Raw genomic sequence first — 15,104 nt, forward strand, 5'->3', positions numbered from 1 at the left:
GCGACAAAACAGAGATCCTTGCTGACGGTCTGAAGATGGGCCTGAATTACGGTAAGTCCTGGACCTGCTACAACGGTCGTGAGAAAGCCTGCGGCAAGTGCGGCTCCTGCGTCGAACGCCTGGAAGCCTTTGCCCATAACCATGCCACCGATCCACTGGCGTACGAGAACAGCTGATGGCCGACCGCTACCGCGTTAAGGAAGTTTTTTACACACTGCAGGGCGAAGGCGCGCAAGCCGGTCGCCCTTCTGTGTTTTGTCGCTTCAGTAAGTGCAATCTGTGGAATGGCCGCGAAGATTCACGCAGTACCGCCGTCTGCGATTTCTGCGACACCGATTTTATCGGCACCGATGGTGAAAATGGCGGAATCTACAGTGCAGCGGAACTGGTCAGCCTGATCAGCAGCCTGTGGCCAGACCCCGCTCAGGGAGTTCCCTATGTGGTCTGCACCGGCGGTGAACCTTTGCTGCAACTCGACGAACCTTTAATAGAAGCACTGCACAATGCGGGCTTCGAAATCGGCGTTGAAACCAACGGCACACTACCTGCACCGGCAGGCATCGACTGGCTTTGTCTGAGCCCCAAAGCCGATGCCGGGATTGTTATTACCGCGTGTGATGAACTGAAGCTGATCTATCCGCAGAGCAAAGCCATGCCGGAACGCTTTGCTTCTTTTAATGCGCGGCATTTCTATCTGCAGCCGATGGCCGATTATCAGGCCATGATTCTGGCAACGGATAAGAATGAAGGTGCGAAAGAAGGCTTATCAACCAGCAATATGCGCAAGGCCGTCGAATATTGTCTTGCTCACCCGCAATGGAAGCTGAGCCTGCAGACGCACAAATGGCTGGGGATCGACTGACCCCCGGCGGATGCTCCTTATGCCTGACTCCTGTTGATTCAGAAGTCGGGCAGCATCACCGCCTTAAACGGTAATTCTCCGGCTTCATAACGGGCATGAATCTGTGCCACTTCAGACATAGCAAAACGCCGCACAGGCAGACCTTTAAGCTCACCGGCTTCAATGCCGGCTGTCAGAGTTCTCAGGCACTCCCCATGGACCGCCATATTTTCCTGCCGCAACAGTGGCAACAGCATAAAAACAGCATGCAGGGTCAGCGCTTTGGCATGTGCCTTGGATAAATCGTACTGATTACGGGCATTGATCGTCGCCACCTGCGCATAAGGTGCTGCCAGTTCAAGAGCGGTTTGTAGACCCACCCCACCAAAGGTGTCCAGCACTCTGGCGAAACTCTCCCCCTGCGCCACCAGCTCACTGCACTGGGAATGCAGCCAGCCACGGCCACCAAAGGCTTCAACCTGAGCGATACGTTCGCGACTGCCGGCCGAGCCTTCAACCAGCGCACCCAACTGATGCGCAATCTGCGTCATCATCAGACCAACAGCACCGGAAGCGCCCACCACAAACAAGCGCTCTCCGGCCTGAAGCTGCAGGCGCTGTACTGCGTTGTAAGCCGTAATAGCAGCAATGGGCAGACCAGCGCAGTCTTCCAGCAGCAGATTATGAGGAGCAGGGGCCAGTAAATCGGCATCGGCGACCATATATTCAGCCAGCGCACCATGATGTCCTTTAACCCCGCCGGCGCAGCCATAAACAGCATCGCCCGGAGAAAATGCACTGACGCCTTCGCCTGTTGCTTCTATATAACCGCTGACATCACAGCCCAGCACACCAGACTGTGGCGCAATGGCCGCAAGCCCGGCGCGGATTTTGGTATCTACCGGATTGAAACCGGCAGCCACCACACGAATCAGTACCTGGCCGATGCCCGGTTCAGGTAATTCAATCTCAGCTTTCTGTATAACCTCAGGCCCACCGGTCTGTGTCATAACCCATGCCTGGCAACGGATACTCATCTGGATTCCCCCTGTGGCGATGCCAGTGCAGCCGCGGCAGTGACATTGGTTGCAATCTGTTCGATCACTTTATTAATCAGCTCTTCACGGCCACTGCTGGCATGAAAGCTGGCATAAACCGTACGGTTGATGACCGGCGCATCGGGCACAACATGCATTTGCCCGCTGTCGAGGTACGGCTGAATCAGACTCGAGGGCAAATACGCCGAGCCGCCATTGCTGAGAATACAATCCAGCGCAATCCGTCCGGTGTTGGTTTGTAATACCGGTGGTTTTGCCCCTTTGAATTCCTGCGCGTGCTGAATCTGAAACGACGTTCCCCAGTCCACCAGCACATAATCCTGCGCCAATGCATCCTGCCAGCTGTCACAGGGTTCAGCGGAAACCAGATACAGAGGGATGTTCATCACTTCAATGGTGGTCAGTTCGTCCACTTTGGGAGCATCGAAGACAAAGGCCAGATCCAGGGTGCGTTCAATAATCTGCCGCACCAGATTGCCACTGCTGTGCGCCATGGCGTTCAGGGCAATCCCCGGAGAGCTGCTCATAAACAGGCGCAGTTGCTCCTGCAGAAAGGCATCCCAAAGATTCGGGGTCGCTCCGAGTGACATCTGCTGGCTTTTGCCATCCGCCATCGCCACTTCCTGGCGGATACGCTGTTCCAGCAGAACGCTGCTTTCAGCCAATGGCATGAGTTTTTCACCTGCCGGGGTCAGCTGAATGTTATTGCGCTGGCGGGAGAACAGTTCCACCCCCAGAAGTCCTTCCAGCTGGCGCACCCGGAAGCTGACGGCAGACTGCGTCAGATACAGGTTTTCTGCCGCCCGTCCGAAGTGCCGCGTACGTGAGACTTCCATAAAAGTTTTAAGCAGTTCTGTGTCCATATCGACCAAAGAAAATTTTCGTTACGATAAGTTTTTTTTGTTTTACCGACGAATCATGGCTGACCATACTCCGCCCAAAATTACCTCATCGGGATAGTAGGTGCAGAATGGACAATAGCCAAGTGAAGAGTTTTGACTGCGATAAAAAGTTCTTTGACGACCGCAATTTTCCACGTGGTTTCCAGCGTTCAGGGGATTTCACCCGTATTCAGGCGCAGATTCTGGAAACAAAAGGTGTGGCCATGAAAGCGCTGCACGAAGGCAGCCGCGCGCCACAGAATGACGAAGAAGAGCGCTTTGTTGCCACCTGTCACGGTAACGAGAAGCCAGCCTCTGATGTCGAGAAAACCTGGGCCATTTACCTCAATGCATTACGCCGTAAGCAGATCTACTTCACGGCTTCTTCCGCTGCTGTGGCTGAAACCGGCTCGGACAGCATAGACAGCGATGATTAAGCCTGTACTCGGCTACATAGAACAAGTCTCTCTCCCCGACTTTGGCATTCAGTGTCTGGCCAAAGTCGATACCGGGGCCTGCACCAGCAGCCTGCATGCTGAACGCATTGAGCCCTTTAAACGGGACGGAAAATCCTGGGTTCGCTTCCATGTGTTGTTTGATAACGACACCGCAACCCTGGATCAAATCTGTGAAGCCGAGGTGGTCGACCGTCGTGTGATCGCCAGCTCCAATGGCCAGCGCAGCCATCGCTACATTATTAAAACTCAGCTTTTTGCTGCCGGGAAAACCTGGACCATCGAACTCAGCCTCAGCCACCGCGGCAGCATGAAATACCCCATGCTGATTGGCCGCCGGGCCATCAGCGGGCGTTTTCTGGTCGATGTCGAACGCCAGTATCCAGGAACAGATTCCCTATGAAGATTGCTATTCTGTCGCGTGACGCCAACCTCTACTCCACCCGTCGTCTGGTGGAAGCCGGCGAAGCGCGCGGACATGAAGTCAGTGTTCTGGATACCCTGCACTGCTATATGAATATCAACAGTCTGGATTCCAGCATTCATTATCAGGGCCACGAGCTGGATGATTTTGATGCTGTTATCCCGCGTATCGGTGCTTCCATTACCTTTTACGGCACTGCAGTACTGCGCCAGTTTGAGATGATGGGCGTCTATCCGCTGAACGAATCCGTCGCCATCAGCCGCTCACGCGACAAGCTGCGCTCTATGCAGTTAATGGCGCGTAAAGGCATTGGTCTGCCGGTTACCGGTTTTGCCCACAGCCCGGATGATATTCCCGACCTGATCCGTATGGTCGGTGGCGCCCCACTGGTGATCAAACTGCTGGAAGGCACTCAGGGCATCGGCGTGGTACTGGCGGAAACACGCAAAGCCGCCGAAAGCGTGATTGAGGCTTTTATGGGGTTAAAAGCCAACATAATGGTGCAGGAATACATTAAAGAAGCCGGCGGTGCTGATATCCGCTGTTTTGTGGTGGGCGATAAAGTCGTGGCCGCCATGAAACGTCAGGCGCAGGAAGGCGAATTCCGCTCTAACCTGCACCGTGGCGGCAGCGCTTCTTTAATCCGTATTACCCCGGAAGAACGTGCCACCGCGGTGCGCGCCGCACGCACCATGGGCCTGAACGTTGCCGGTGTGGATATTCTGCGCTCCAACCACGGCCCGGTGGTGATGGAAGTGAACTCATCTCCCGGCATTCAGGGCATTGAAGAAGCAACCGGTATCGACGTGGCCGCCAAAATCATGATCTTTATTGAGAAAAATGCCCGCGCTAACCGCACCCGTACCCGCGGACGCGGCTGACCACGGTTTACAGGCCGTATTGCTGCAGACATAAACGTACGTAATCGGCCCGGTCGGACCCTTCCAGCTCCATTGACGTCGCCTGGGATTCACATTCCTGCTGAATCTCACGGCGATAGGCTTCATCACCGTCATCCACAGTTGCCGCTACCGGCTCATCAGGGTCCTCTGCCGGTTCTTCAGCAACACATAGAGTGCCACTCAGTCCCCAAAGCACGGCTGTTATGTACAACCAGCTTCTCCCCTTGTTCAGTTTCTGCATACCAGCCTCCGTAAATAGTCACATTCTGCGAAGTGCGGTGGCCGTCAGCCAGCAAAGGATTTTTGTGGCGACGATCAGGGGTTCTGACCGATTCAGCTCAGCGGAGCTGCAATATCTCCTTCCAGTGAGCGCTCGGCAAAATCGGCGGTTTTCACCAGATGCGGATAAGCCGCTGCAACCTGAGCGACAATAAAATCAACCGGTACATCAGCAAAGGTGCCATGATCGTTCAGATATTCCATATGCGCCCGGCCCTGTTCATCAAACGGCTGAAACACCGAATCCTGCTCGCCATCGAACTCCAGCACACCCACGCCCATTCGCTCACACAATGCTTTATTGAAGGCCGGTGTCGCTTTTACCCAGCGCTCATTCAGCCACAGCTCGATATAGCCATGCATCACAAACACATCGGAACGCAGAAAAGCCAGCAATTGTGGGGAGGACAGGTGATTGCGCACATCCGCTAATCCCAGCCGGGAAGGAATACCCAGCGCCCGCGCCATAGTGCCGAGCAATACCGCCTTGGGAATACAGTATGACTGACCCGCAGCCAGACAATGACTGCCGCTGAAACTCTGCGGATCATCACTGAAGGTATAAGGGTTGTAGCGCACACCATCGCGCACCCCAAGATACAGGCGGCGGGCAATCTCCAGCGGATCAGATGCATCACCAGCCAGCGCGCGCGCCTGTGCCACAACCTGCGGATTGGCTGCGTCAAAATAGCGGGTGCTTTGCAGATACTGCTCCATACGGCGACCTTTCATTAAAAAGAGAAGCCTTCACCCTACTCAGCTCCCCCGGCACTGACAATGATCACAACGCCGCAGGCGATTGGCCAAAATGCTCAGCCGGAATGGGGATTAGCCTGTCAATCGGGCAACATTTACAAAGTTACGGCCCTTTCGTATGATGCTGACCCTTCCGGGGCAGCCAAGGCTGCCTTTTTGCGTTTCAGAGGATTTGAGTGATATGCAAGCCATCATGAATACCTACGGGCGGTTACCCGTGACGTTTGAAAGTGGACAAGGCAGCTGGGTTATTGATACTCAGGGCCGACGCTATCTGGATGCGCTCAGTGGTATTGCCGTATGCGGTCTGGGCCATGCCCACCCGGCGGTCACGGCGGCTATCCGTGAGCAGGCTGACAAGCTGATTCACACCTCAAACCTGTATGGCATCAGCAAGCAGCAGGCGCTGGCTGAAGCGCTGGTACGTGTCTCCGGTATGGAAAACGTGTTTTTCTCCAACTCCGGTGCCGAAGCCAACGAAGCGGCGATTAAAATTGCACGTAAATACGGTCACGACCGCGGCATCCATGAGCCCGTCATCATTGTTATGACCAAGGCCTTCCACGGCCGTACCATGGCCACCCTGACCGCTACCGGTAACACCAAGGTACAGGAAGGTTTTGGCCCGCTGCTCAATGGTTTTATCCGTGTGCCTTATCAGGATCTGGATGCCATTAAAGCCGTCGTCAAAGCCAACCCGAATGTCGTTGCGGTAATGCTGGAACCGGTACAGGGCGAAGGCGGTCTGGCGACTGCCAGCGCCGACTATCTGACCGGCGTACGTGCCCTGTGTAATGACCACCAGCTGCTGATGATGCTCGACGAAGTACAAACCGGTAACGGCCGGACCGGCACCTATTTCTGCTACCAGCACTTTGGTTTCCGCCCGGATGTCGTAACCACCGCCAAAGGTCTGGGTAACGGCGTGCCTATTGGTGCCTGTCTGGCTCAGGGCAAAGCGGCTCAGGTACTGCAGCCAGGCAATCATGGCTCAACCTATGGCGGTAACCCGCTGGCCTGTGCGGCAGCACTGGCGGTCGTTGAGACCATTGAACAAGAGAATCTGTGTGATCACGCCCGCACTATGGGCGATTACCTGCGTGACGGTTTCCGTGCGCGCCTGAACAACAGCGAGCGTCTGCTCGAAATCCGTGGCCACGGCCTGATGATCGGTCTGGTGCTGAACCAGGACTGCCCGTCACTGATGGCCACCGCTCTGGAACAGGGTCTGCTGCTGAATGTGACCTCCGGCAATGTGGTGCGTCTGCTGCCACCGCTGAATCTGTCACAGAGCGAAGCTGACCAGATCATCGAAACCGTGTCCGCCCTGATTGAGGCGCTCGGTTGAGTTTGAATAAGGAACTAACGTGAGACATTTTTTAACCCTGTTAGACCATTCTCCGGAAGAGCTGAACTGGCTTATCCAGCGCGCCATCGAGCTGAAGCAGATGCACAAACGCGGAGAAATCTACGAGCCTCTGCGCAACCGTGTACTGGGGATGATTTTTGAAAAATCCTCCACCCGCACCCGTGTTTCCTTTGAGGCCGGTATGGCACAACTGGGTGGCCATGCCATCTTCCTGTCGCCGCGCGATACCCAGCTGGGCCGTGGTGAGCCGGTTGAAGACAGCGCCCGTGTGCTGTCACGCATGGTCGATGTCGTCATGATCCGTACCTTCGAACACGAAACCGTCGAACGCTTTGCGGCGTTCTCCGAGGTACCGGTAATCAATGCCCTGACGGATGACTTTCATCCCTGTCAGCTGCTGGCCGATATCCAGACCTACGTCGAGCACCGTGGCTCCATTCAGGGCAAAACCGTGGCCTGGATCGGCGATGGCAACAATATGTGCCAGTCGTACATCAACGCGGCGCAGCAGTTTGATTTCAAACTGAACATTGCCACGCCGGAAGGCTTTGAACCGTCACAGTTCCTGGTTGATGAAGCCGCTGACCGTGTAACGCTGATGCGTGATCCGAAAGAAGCGGTACGCGGTGCCGATCTGGTGGCAACGGACGTCTGGGCGTCTATGGGTCAGGAAGATGAACAGGAACAGCGCCTGCGTAAATTCCGCGATTATCAGGTCTCACGCGAGCTGCTGGATCTGGCCAACAAAGACGTGCTCTTTATGCACTGCCTGCCGGCGCATCGTGGCGAAGAGGTAAGTGAAGACTTACTGGATGACCCGCGTTCGGTGGTGTGGGACGAAGCAGAAAACCGTCTGCATGCACAGAAGGCCCTGCTCGAATTCCTGCTCTGTCAGGAAGACTGAAAGATAACAGGCTCACTCTTGTAAGCCTGAACTTGTAGGCCTGAACAGCGCATCAGAAACAGCGCCTCAAAAGCCCCGTAACCTTCAGGTTCGACGGGGCTTTTTTTTGCTCAGGAAGACTGAGCTGAGGTTTGCTCCAGCGTTTCGGTGCGTACGCGGTTGCGTCCGGCGCGCTTTGCTTCATACAGCAAACGGTCAGCACGGTTGAGCAGCTCATCGCCCTCCTCACCGGCATGATATTGCGTCACACCGATGGATACCGTCAGCGGCAGAGAAGACTCGGAGAAATTTTCTTCCATCACGGCGATGCGGATACGGTTCAGCGCATTCTCAGCAGTAGCCAGCGTCAGGCCACTGAGCAGCAGCACAAACTCTTCACCACCATAACGTGCGGCAAGATCGACTTCCCGTACCGACAGCCGCAGCAATTGCGCCAGTTCCACCAGTACCTGATCACCGATACGGTGACCATGCTGATCGTTAATCTGTTTAAAGTGGTCAATATCGACAAAGGCCAGCACAAAGGGCAGCCCTTCACGATTTGCCAGAGCCCGTTGTTTTTCCAGCGTACGCAACAGATAACGGCGGTTGTATAAGCCGGTCAGTTCATCGGTAATGGCCAGCTCTTCTATACGCACCATCGCACGGCGCAACTCGCGGTTCTTCTGGCGGTAGGCTTCACGCAGCAAAGCCACTTCACGCCCAAGAAAACTGTATGCCAGCAGGCTGATAAAGAATGCAGCCCCCAACAAAGCCTCCTGGCTGGCTTGCCACTGACCGGCATTCTGGTGATGCAGCACCAGCATCACCAGGGTGTAAGACGCCATGGTAAACAGCGCAACACCGAGAAAACCGCGCCAGGTCAGGCGGAACACCCCATACGGCATCACCGCCAGATAGCCCAGCATCACCACGTTGCGGTTATCACTGCACAGATAAAGAATGATGGAGACAAAAGAAATGGCCCAGACCATAAAGAAAGCGGTCAGGCCGGGGTCCTGATAATTCAGGGTGCGGCCCGAACCAACCCAATACAACAGTAATGCCTGTCCAAACCAATAAACCGCAATGGCAGAATACAGAACAGCCGCATCCGCGGGGTCGCCCCGCAGTTGAAAGCCCGCCATAAAAAGCAGCGTAAACAGCAGCGCTCCACTGCTGGCCAGCCCATGACGGCGAAGAATGTCACGTTGTTGCTGTCTCATGGCGGCATCCCGTGCACTGAGAACAAAGCGCACGATTATAGAGACTATTTTTTCGCCGGCTATGTCAATTCGCGTAATCTTCGTAACAGAAACTGGCGTAACTGACATCCGCCAGTTCTGTTACCCGGCTACAGCTCAGGCGCCGCAGCGTACCCGCTGAACCGCATTCAGCCAGCCATCGTATAAATGCTGACGCTGACTTTCTTCCAGCTTGGGTTCATAAGCACGATCGTGTACCCAAAACGCTTCCACATCATCCAGGTTCTGATAAACCCCGGCCTGCAAACCCGCCAGAAACGCAGCGCCCAATGCTGTGGTTTCCGTGACTTTCGGGCAGGCGATAGGAATACCCAGAACATCGGCCAGAAACTGCACCAACCAGCCATTCACCACCATGCCGCCATCAACCCGCAGCTGCGCCGGCTCAACGCCATCCAGTGCCATAGCTTCGAGCAGATCACGGGTCTGATAACACACGGCCTGCAAGCCTGCCGTTACGATTTCTTTAATACCGGTATCACGTGTCAGCCCCATAATGGCGCCACGCGCCTGCGGGTCCCAGTACGGGGCGCCAAGACCGGTAAAGGCCGGCACCATATACACCGGGTTTTCGTAACCTGTCGCTTCCGCCAGTGACTGCGTCTCACAGGCGCTGGAAATCAGGTTCAGGCCGTCGCGAATCCACTGAATCGTGGCACCCGCCATAAAAATGGAACCTTCCAGTGCATAGGTGGTTTCGCCATTAATACGGTAGGCCACGGTGGTCAACAGACGGTGGGTGGACTTCAGCGCCTCGCGGCCGGTATTCATCACCATAAAACAACCGGTGCCGTAGGTGCTCTTGGCCATTCCCGGACGGAAGCAGGCCTGACCCACCAGCGCCGCCTGCTGATCACCGGCAACACCACCAATGGCAATCTCAGCACCAAACAGACTGGCATCAATACGGCCATAATCGGCAGCGCTGTCTTTAACCTCAGGCAGCAGTGCGGCCGGAATGCGGAACAGCTGCAACAGTTCCTCGTCCCATTGCTGGGTATGAATATTAAACAGTAAGGTGCGCGAGGCATTACTGGCGTCGGTCGCGTGTACTTTGCCGCCGGTCAGACGCCAGAGCAGAAAGGTATCGACCGTACCAAACGCCAATTCGCCGCGCTCTGCCCGCTCACGCGCACCATCGACGTTATCCAGAATCCAGGCCAGCTTGGTGGCAGAAAAATATGGGTCCAGCAGCAGGCCGGTTTTCTCGGCGATACGCGGCTCAAGCGCCGCATCTTCTTTCAGCTGCTGACACAGTGCCGACGTCCGGCGGTCCTGCCAGACAATAGCGTTATATACCGGCTTACCGCTGGCGCGTTCCCAGACAATGGTTGTCTCGCGCTGATTGGTAATGCCAGCCGCGACAATATCACTCAGCCCGCAGCCGGAAGCCGCCAGTGCCTCCCGGGTACTGACAAGGGTGGTTTCCCAGATTTCTTCCGGGTCATGCTCGACCCAACCCGGCTGTGGAAAATGTTGAGTAAACTCGCGCTGACCAGTGGCCAGAATATGACCTTCGGTAGAAAACAGAATGGCGCGGCTACTGGTGGTTCCCTGATCGAAGCTCAGCAAACAGCGTGGCATAGAATGTTATCCTCATTATTTTTTGCGGCAGTTTACTGACTGAAACGAAGATGACCAAGGCCCGAATGGAAATGTAGCGAAATCCGGCAGAATACGCTGACTGAACTATAGTTATCCAATTAACATAACAGCCTTGATAACAAAATGCGTAATAACCAACCGGTAACCCAACGTGAAGTAACTTTGTCCGCCGATAACCATCTGGTGTCGTCCACAAATCTCAAAGGGGTTATCACACACTGTAATGACCACTTCATCCGCATCAGTGGTTTCACCAAAGAAGAACTGAACGGCAGTCCGCACAATCTGGTCCGCCATCCTGATATGCCCACCGCCGCGTTTGCCGATTTGTGGAATACCGTAAAAGCCGGACAACACTGGATGGGCCTCGTTAAAAACCGCACCAAAAACGGTGATCACTACTGGGTCGATGCTTACGTCACACCTCTGTACGAAGGCGATCAGATTGTCGGCTATGAATCCGTGCGCATTGCTCCCAGCCGCGAGCAGATCAGTCGTGCTGAAAAAGCCTATAAACTGCTGAACAGTGGTAAGAATCCGCTGCAACGCTGGGGAGCTCTGCGGGCCATGCTGCCTCAGGCACTGCCCTGGCTGATTGCCGCAGGTGCTGCGTTGTACTGGTCTGATAATCTGATACTGCAGGGTATCGTTGGCCTGAGCGCCGCCTTCAGCCTGTTCCGTCAGTATCAACAGGAAGAAGCCTTCACCCGCTATGGTCAGGATGTTATCAACAACCGTCTGATGGCCTGGATTTACACCGGCCGTGACGATGCTCATGGCCAGCTCGCGTTTGCCCAGCATGCCATGCGCCGCCGCCTGCAGACCGTATTGGTGCGCATTGCCGACAATACCAGCTCACTGGTCAGCGCCACCAGCAATACCCTTAATCTGTCACAGAACACACTGGAGCGCGTCCGCCGTCAGCACAGCTATACCCAACAGGTCGAACAGGTCAGTACCGACATTCAGCATACCGCATTACAGCTCAATGAAAACAATCAGCAGTCACAACAGGCCAGTCAGCAGGCCGTTGGTAATGCCACTTCCGGTGAGAATGACATCAAAGTAATGATGACTCAGACCGAAGCCCTGCAGGTTGAACTGAAAGGTACGGCCGAAGCCATCAGCCGGCTGGCAAGCGAAACTCAGGGCGTTGACCGCTTTCTGCAGGCTATCAGCGATATTGCCGAGCAGACCAATTTGCTTGCCCTGAACGCCGCCATCGAGGCCGCACGCGCCGGGGAACAAGGGCGTGGGTTTGCAGTAGTCGCTGATGAAGTACGCAATCTGGCACAACGCACTCAGGAATCCGCTGCCGAAATTCAGCTGATCGTAACCGGCCTGAATGAGCACAGCGGTCAGGCTGTGGAGGCTATGAACAAGGGGCAGCATTCGACCGAGCAGACTCTGGAGCGGGCCCGTCAGGTGAATGGCGTCTTCTCCACCATCCGCCATGAGCTCAGTGAAATTCAGGCTATGACCAATGCTAATTCACGCTCAGCTTCCGAGCAGAACCTGGCGGCCGATCAGATCCGTGATCATCTGACACAACTGGAGAGTCTGGCTCAGGAAGCCGAGCAGCTGGCCGGCAGTATGAACAGCGAGTGCGAGCAACTGGCACAATTGATGGATGAGCAGAATCGCATCATTCAGCGCTTTCAACAAAGCCTATGAAAAGCTAACATTCAGAACTCAATGTCTATGAATTTCATTCATGCTCGATATCAAACATCTGCGCACCCTCGCCGCCCTGCGTGATGGCGGCACTCTGGTGGAAGCCGCCAGACGCATGCACCTGACCCAGTCTGCGCTCTCCCATCAGTTAAAAGATCTGGAAGAGCGCCTGGGCGTATCGTTGTTTCTGCGTAAAACCAAACCTTTGCGCTTTACCCGCGCCGGGCTGGAGTTGTTACAGCTGGCAGATGATGTGCTGCCGTTACTGCGTCAGTCTGAACGTAATCTGCAGAAAATGGCCGGTGGGCATAGTGGCCGCCTGCATATGGTGATCGAGTGCCACAGCTGCTTTGACTGGCTGATGCCAGCCATCAACAGCTTCCGTGATCACTGGCCTGAGGTTGAGATTGACCTCAGCACCAGTTTTCACTTCGAGCCCATCCCCGCCTTAATCCGCGGGGACGTAGATCTGGTGGTAACGTCCGATCCGGGACCGCATAACGAAATTTATTATCAACCACTATTCCGCTATCAGTCTGTTCTCGCGGTCGCTAACCAACATCCGCTGGCTCAGCAGGACTGCATACAGCCTGCCGACCTCAGCAGCGAAACCCTGATTCACTATCCGGTCGACCGCAACCGGCTGGATATATTTGAACACTTTCTGTCACCCAGCGGCATTGAGCCACGGGCGACCCGCCAAACCGAGTTAACGCTGATGATGGTGCAGCTGGTTGCCAGCGGACGGGGCGTCGCCTGCCTGCCAAACTGGGCACTGCAGCCCTATATTGATGCCAATCTGGTTGCTGCCCGGCCTTTGGGCAAAGAAGGGGTATGGCCAACACTGTATGCGGCTGTGCGTAAAGATCAGCAGGACAGTGCCTATATTCAGGATTTCTTTCAGCAAGCGCTGGAGACCTGTTTCCGCCACTTACCGGGAATTCTTCCGGTCAGCTAAAGGCCTGTCGCGGCCATTTCCCCGGATTTCAGGCAAAAAAAAGGGCTCTGAAAGAGCCCAAAAAAGCGAATAATTTCGCTACATTCTCACCACGTCTCCTAGGGATACGCGGGACATATAATGATCCTGCCATGCTTTTCAGTCTGTAGTGTAAAAGTGTCTTTGTGTAACGCTTTGTATACACTTTTGATATAAGGCCATCACGTTATTCGTGATGACGGCGCGGCCAGATCAGACTGAATTTTGCACCGCCAAGCGCCTCGCTGCGGCTGACCATTGCCCGCCCACCATGCCAATACGCAATACGGCGAACAATTGATAATCCCAGACCATAGCCACCGGAGCTGCGGGTACGGCTGTCATCCAGGCGGGCAAAGGCTGTGAATACGCGATCCCAATCCTCTTCCGGAATACCAGGACCATCATCTTCCACATCAACCCGGCAGGTATCCGTTCCAATGGTACAACTGACCCGGACACGGGAACTGGCGTAGCGCCCGGCATTACCCACCAGATTCTGAATGGCACGATGAATATAGCGCGGCTCCACCTCGGCATAGTGGGCATTCTCCGGCGAAGCGCCGGCATAGCTGACGCTGACATGGGCCGGTGGACGCGCTTCTTCAACCACCTGCACCGCCACATCGGCCACATTAACCTTCTGGAAGTCGAGCAGCGGCCCACCTTCCTCCAGACGCGCGTACGTCAGGATCTCATCAATAAGCTCATCCAGCTCCTGAATATCCGAATCCATGCCAGTCAGCTGCTTACTGACGTAAGCATCGTCGACGCTGTCTTCAATAATCTGTAAGCCAAAACGGATACGGGCTACCGGAGTACGTAATTCGTGGGACACGGCACGCACCATCTCGCGCTGAATAGAAATCAGGCGCTGGATGTGCTCTGCCATTTTGTTAAACGCCTGACCGAGGCGACTGACCGGGTCGGTACCGGAAATCGCTACCCGCGCACTCAGATGTCCCTGCGCCAGGCGACTGGTGGCCTGTTCCAGCTTACGCAAGCGGATCTCAAATGAGTTCACAACCCAGTAAACCCCAAGACCCAGCAACATGATGCCGATGGCTGTAATGACGAAGATAGCCTGCCAGGAGTAGGGGTTGAACGCATCAATAGGCCCGAGCCGCAACGCCCGTGGCTGACCTGGCAGCTTCGCCAGCGCTTCAGCCTGCTGACCTTCAATGGAAATTCTCACCAATACATCGCCGTACTGCATCCGGGCAAAATCGGAATCTGACAGGAAGAGTTTGTCGATATCCACCACCGACAACGGAAAACCAAAGCGCGGCTGCATGCGTTTGATAAAGACTTCGATGCTCTCTCCGGAACGCTGCCAGTCTTCGAGTAACAGATAGGCCGAGGCCTGCGCCTGAACCTCTGTCACCGTACTGAGCTGCACATCGAGTAATTCAGACTCAGACATCTGATACAACAGACGCGCGGTGCGTCCTTCATTGGTGGTATCGACCAGCAACTGCCCGCGAGCCAGACGGTTCTGCTGATATTCGTCCACCGGGCCTTCAGCCAATGGCAATATCCGGATATCAGCATCAAAACGTGCGGATAACTCAGATAAAGCACCAGGATCCTGACGCAGCCGCTGGGCAAGCAGCGCAACACTGCCGCCCACCATGTCTTCATTGAACTGCGCGCTGCGCACAAAGTTAACGAGCTGCAAAGCGACCGTGCAGATGATTCCCACCATCAGCAAAGCGCCCAGCAGCCCTGAATAAACC

16 protein-coding genes (1 of these 16 only partly in view) are annotated in these 15,104 nt (G+C 55.2%); 9 read left to right on the top strand and 7 right to left on the bottom strand.

The features are described from left to right. Positions 1 to 176, top strand: partial view of a 7-cyano-7-deazaguanine synthase QueC gene (queC, locus tag MT343_RS13235; protein WP_255449001.1) — the final stretch only. Its footprint begins 511 nt before the window's first position; the window shows 176 of its 687 coding nt (coding positions 512–687); the start codon falls outside the window, past its left edge; its stop codon occupies positions 174 to 176. Further along, positions 176 to 862, top strand: coding sequence for a 7-carboxy-7-deazaguanine synthase (gene queE / locus MT343_RS13240; RefSeq protein WP_145465745.1), 687 nt, complete (start codon positions 176 to 178; stop codon positions 860 to 862). Before queC ends, queE begins: the two co-directional genes overlap by 1 nt. A gap of 38 nt (positions 863 to 900) precedes the next feature. Here the strand turns inward: queE and MT343_RS13245 are convergent, their stop codons facing one another. Both MT343_RS13245 and hdfR read right to left on the bottom strand, forming a co-directional pair. After that, positions 901 to 1,851 carry an alcohol dehydrogenase catalytic domain-containing protein gene (locus MT343_RS13245; RefSeq protein WP_243989402.1) on the bottom strand — a complete coding sequence of 317 codons (951 nt, stop codon included), beginning with the start codon at positions 1,849 to 1,851 and terminating at the stop codon, positions 901 to 903. A 23-nt stretch (positions 1,852 to 1,874) separates the two neighbouring features. Continuing rightward, the gene (gene hdfR / locus MT343_RS13250; RefSeq protein WP_145466726.1) at positions 1,875 to 2,762 is read right to left on the bottom strand and encodes an HTH-type transcriptional regulator HdfR; all 888 of its coding nucleotides are present in this window, start codon (positions 2,760 to 2,762) and stop codon (positions 1,875 to 1,877) included. A 107-nt stretch (positions 2,763 to 2,869) separates the two neighbouring features. Between hdfR and maoP the strand changes: the two genes are divergently transcribed. Genes maoP through rimK form a run of 3 tightly spaced genes read left to right on the top strand, consistent with a single transcriptional unit; the run spans position 2,870 to position 4,540 of the window. Then, positions 2,870 to 3,217, top strand: coding sequence for a DUF413 domain-containing protein (gene maoP / locus MT343_RS13255; protein ID WP_145465747.1), 348 nt, complete (start codon positions 2,870 to 2,872; stop codon positions 3,215 to 3,217). Continuing rightward, positions 3,210 to 3,638 (top strand): ATP-dependent zinc protease family protein, encoded by a 429-nt coding sequence (locus tag MT343_RS13260; protein WP_145465748.1) that lies wholly within the window; start codon positions 3,210 to 3,212, stop codon positions 3,636 to 3,638. The genes maoP and MT343_RS13260 overlap by 8 nt, the downstream gene beginning before the upstream one ends. Then, positions 3,635 to 4,540 carry a 30S ribosomal protein S6--L-glutamate ligase gene (gene rimK / locus MT343_RS13265; RefSeq protein WP_145465749.1) on the top strand — a complete coding sequence of 302 codons (906 nt, stop codon included), beginning with the start codon at positions 3,635 to 3,637 and terminating at the stop codon, positions 4,538 to 4,540. The genes MT343_RS13260 and rimK overlap by 4 nt, the downstream gene beginning before the upstream one ends. Before the next feature lie 7 nt (positions 4,541 to 4,547). On the opposite strand, the gene MT343_RS13270 is transcribed toward rimK, so the two are convergent. Beyond that, on the bottom strand, positions 4,548 to 4,802 hold the full coding sequence (locus MT343_RS13270) for a hypothetical protein (RefSeq protein WP_145465750.1): 255 nt from the start codon (positions 4,800 to 4,802) through the stop codon (positions 4,548 to 4,550). A 92-nt stretch (positions 4,803 to 4,894) separates the two neighbouring features. Beyond that, complete coding sequence (locus tag MT343_RS13275) at positions 4,895 to 5,572, bottom strand: transglutaminase-like domain-containing protein (RefSeq protein WP_243989403.1); 678 nt, start codon at positions 5,570 to 5,572, stop codon at positions 4,895 to 4,897. 205 nt (positions 5,573 to 5,777) lie between these two features. Between MT343_RS13275 and MT343_RS13280 the strand changes: the two genes are divergently transcribed. Both MT343_RS13280 and argF read left to right on the top strand, forming a co-directional pair. After that, the gene (locus MT343_RS13280) at positions 5,778 to 6,944 is read left to right on the top strand and encodes an aspartate aminotransferase family protein (RefSeq protein ID WP_145465751.1); all 1,167 of its coding nucleotides are present in this window, start codon (positions 5,778 to 5,780) and stop codon (positions 6,942 to 6,944) included. A 19-nt stretch (positions 6,945 to 6,963) separates the two neighbouring features. Next, positions 6,964 to 7,869: an ornithine carbamoyltransferase gene (argF, locus tag MT343_RS13285; protein ID WP_145465752.1), complete on the top strand. Its 906-nt coding sequence runs from the start codon at positions 6,964 to 6,966 to the stop codon at positions 7,867 to 7,869. Positions 7,870 to 7,979: 110 nt separating this feature from the next. Here argF and MT343_RS13290 read toward each other — a convergent pair whose 3' ends face one another. After that, positions 7,980 to 9,074 (bottom strand): GGDEF domain-containing protein, encoded by a 1,095-nt coding sequence (locus tag MT343_RS13290; protein ID WP_186435725.1) that lies wholly within the window; start codon positions 9,072 to 9,074, stop codon positions 7,980 to 7,982. Between the two features lie 135 nt (positions 9,075 to 9,209). Continuing rightward, on the bottom strand, positions 9,210 to 10,697 hold the full coding sequence (gene glpK, locus MT343_RS13295; protein WP_145465754.1) for a glycerol kinase GlpK: 1,488 nt from the start codon (positions 10,695 to 10,697) through the stop codon (positions 9,210 to 9,212). Positions 10,698 to 10,841: 144 nt separating this feature from the next. Between glpK and MT343_RS13300 the strand changes: the two genes are divergently transcribed. Together MT343_RS13300 and MT343_RS13305 are read left to right on the top strand one after the other, a co-directional pair. Beyond that, entirely contained in the window at positions 10,842 to 12,392 is a 1,551-nt protein-coding gene (locus MT343_RS13300) for a methyl-accepting chemotaxis protein (protein ID WP_145465755.1), read from the top strand. A gap of 40 nt (positions 12,393 to 12,432) precedes the next feature. Continuing rightward, positions 12,433 to 13,350: a LysR family transcriptional regulator gene (locus MT343_RS13305; protein WP_145465756.1), complete on the top strand. Its 918-nt coding sequence runs from the start codon at positions 12,433 to 12,435 to the stop codon at positions 13,348 to 13,350. Positions 13,351 to 13,555: 205 nt separating this feature from the next. On the opposite strand, the gene MT343_RS13310 is transcribed toward MT343_RS13305, so the two are convergent. Further along, positions 13,556 to 15,073, bottom strand: a complete 1,518-nt coding sequence (locus MT343_RS13310) for an ATP-binding protein (RefSeq protein WP_145465757.1) — start codon at positions 15,071 to 15,073, stop codon at positions 13,556 to 13,558. Positions 15,074 to 15,104 lie beyond the last annotated feature (31 nt).

This window comes from Venatorbacter sp. C2-1, assembly GCF_022832715.1.
Lineage (GTDB): Bacteria > Pseudomonadota > Gammaproteobacteria > Pseudomonadales > Oceanobacteraceae > Venatoribacter > Venatoribacter alkanivorans.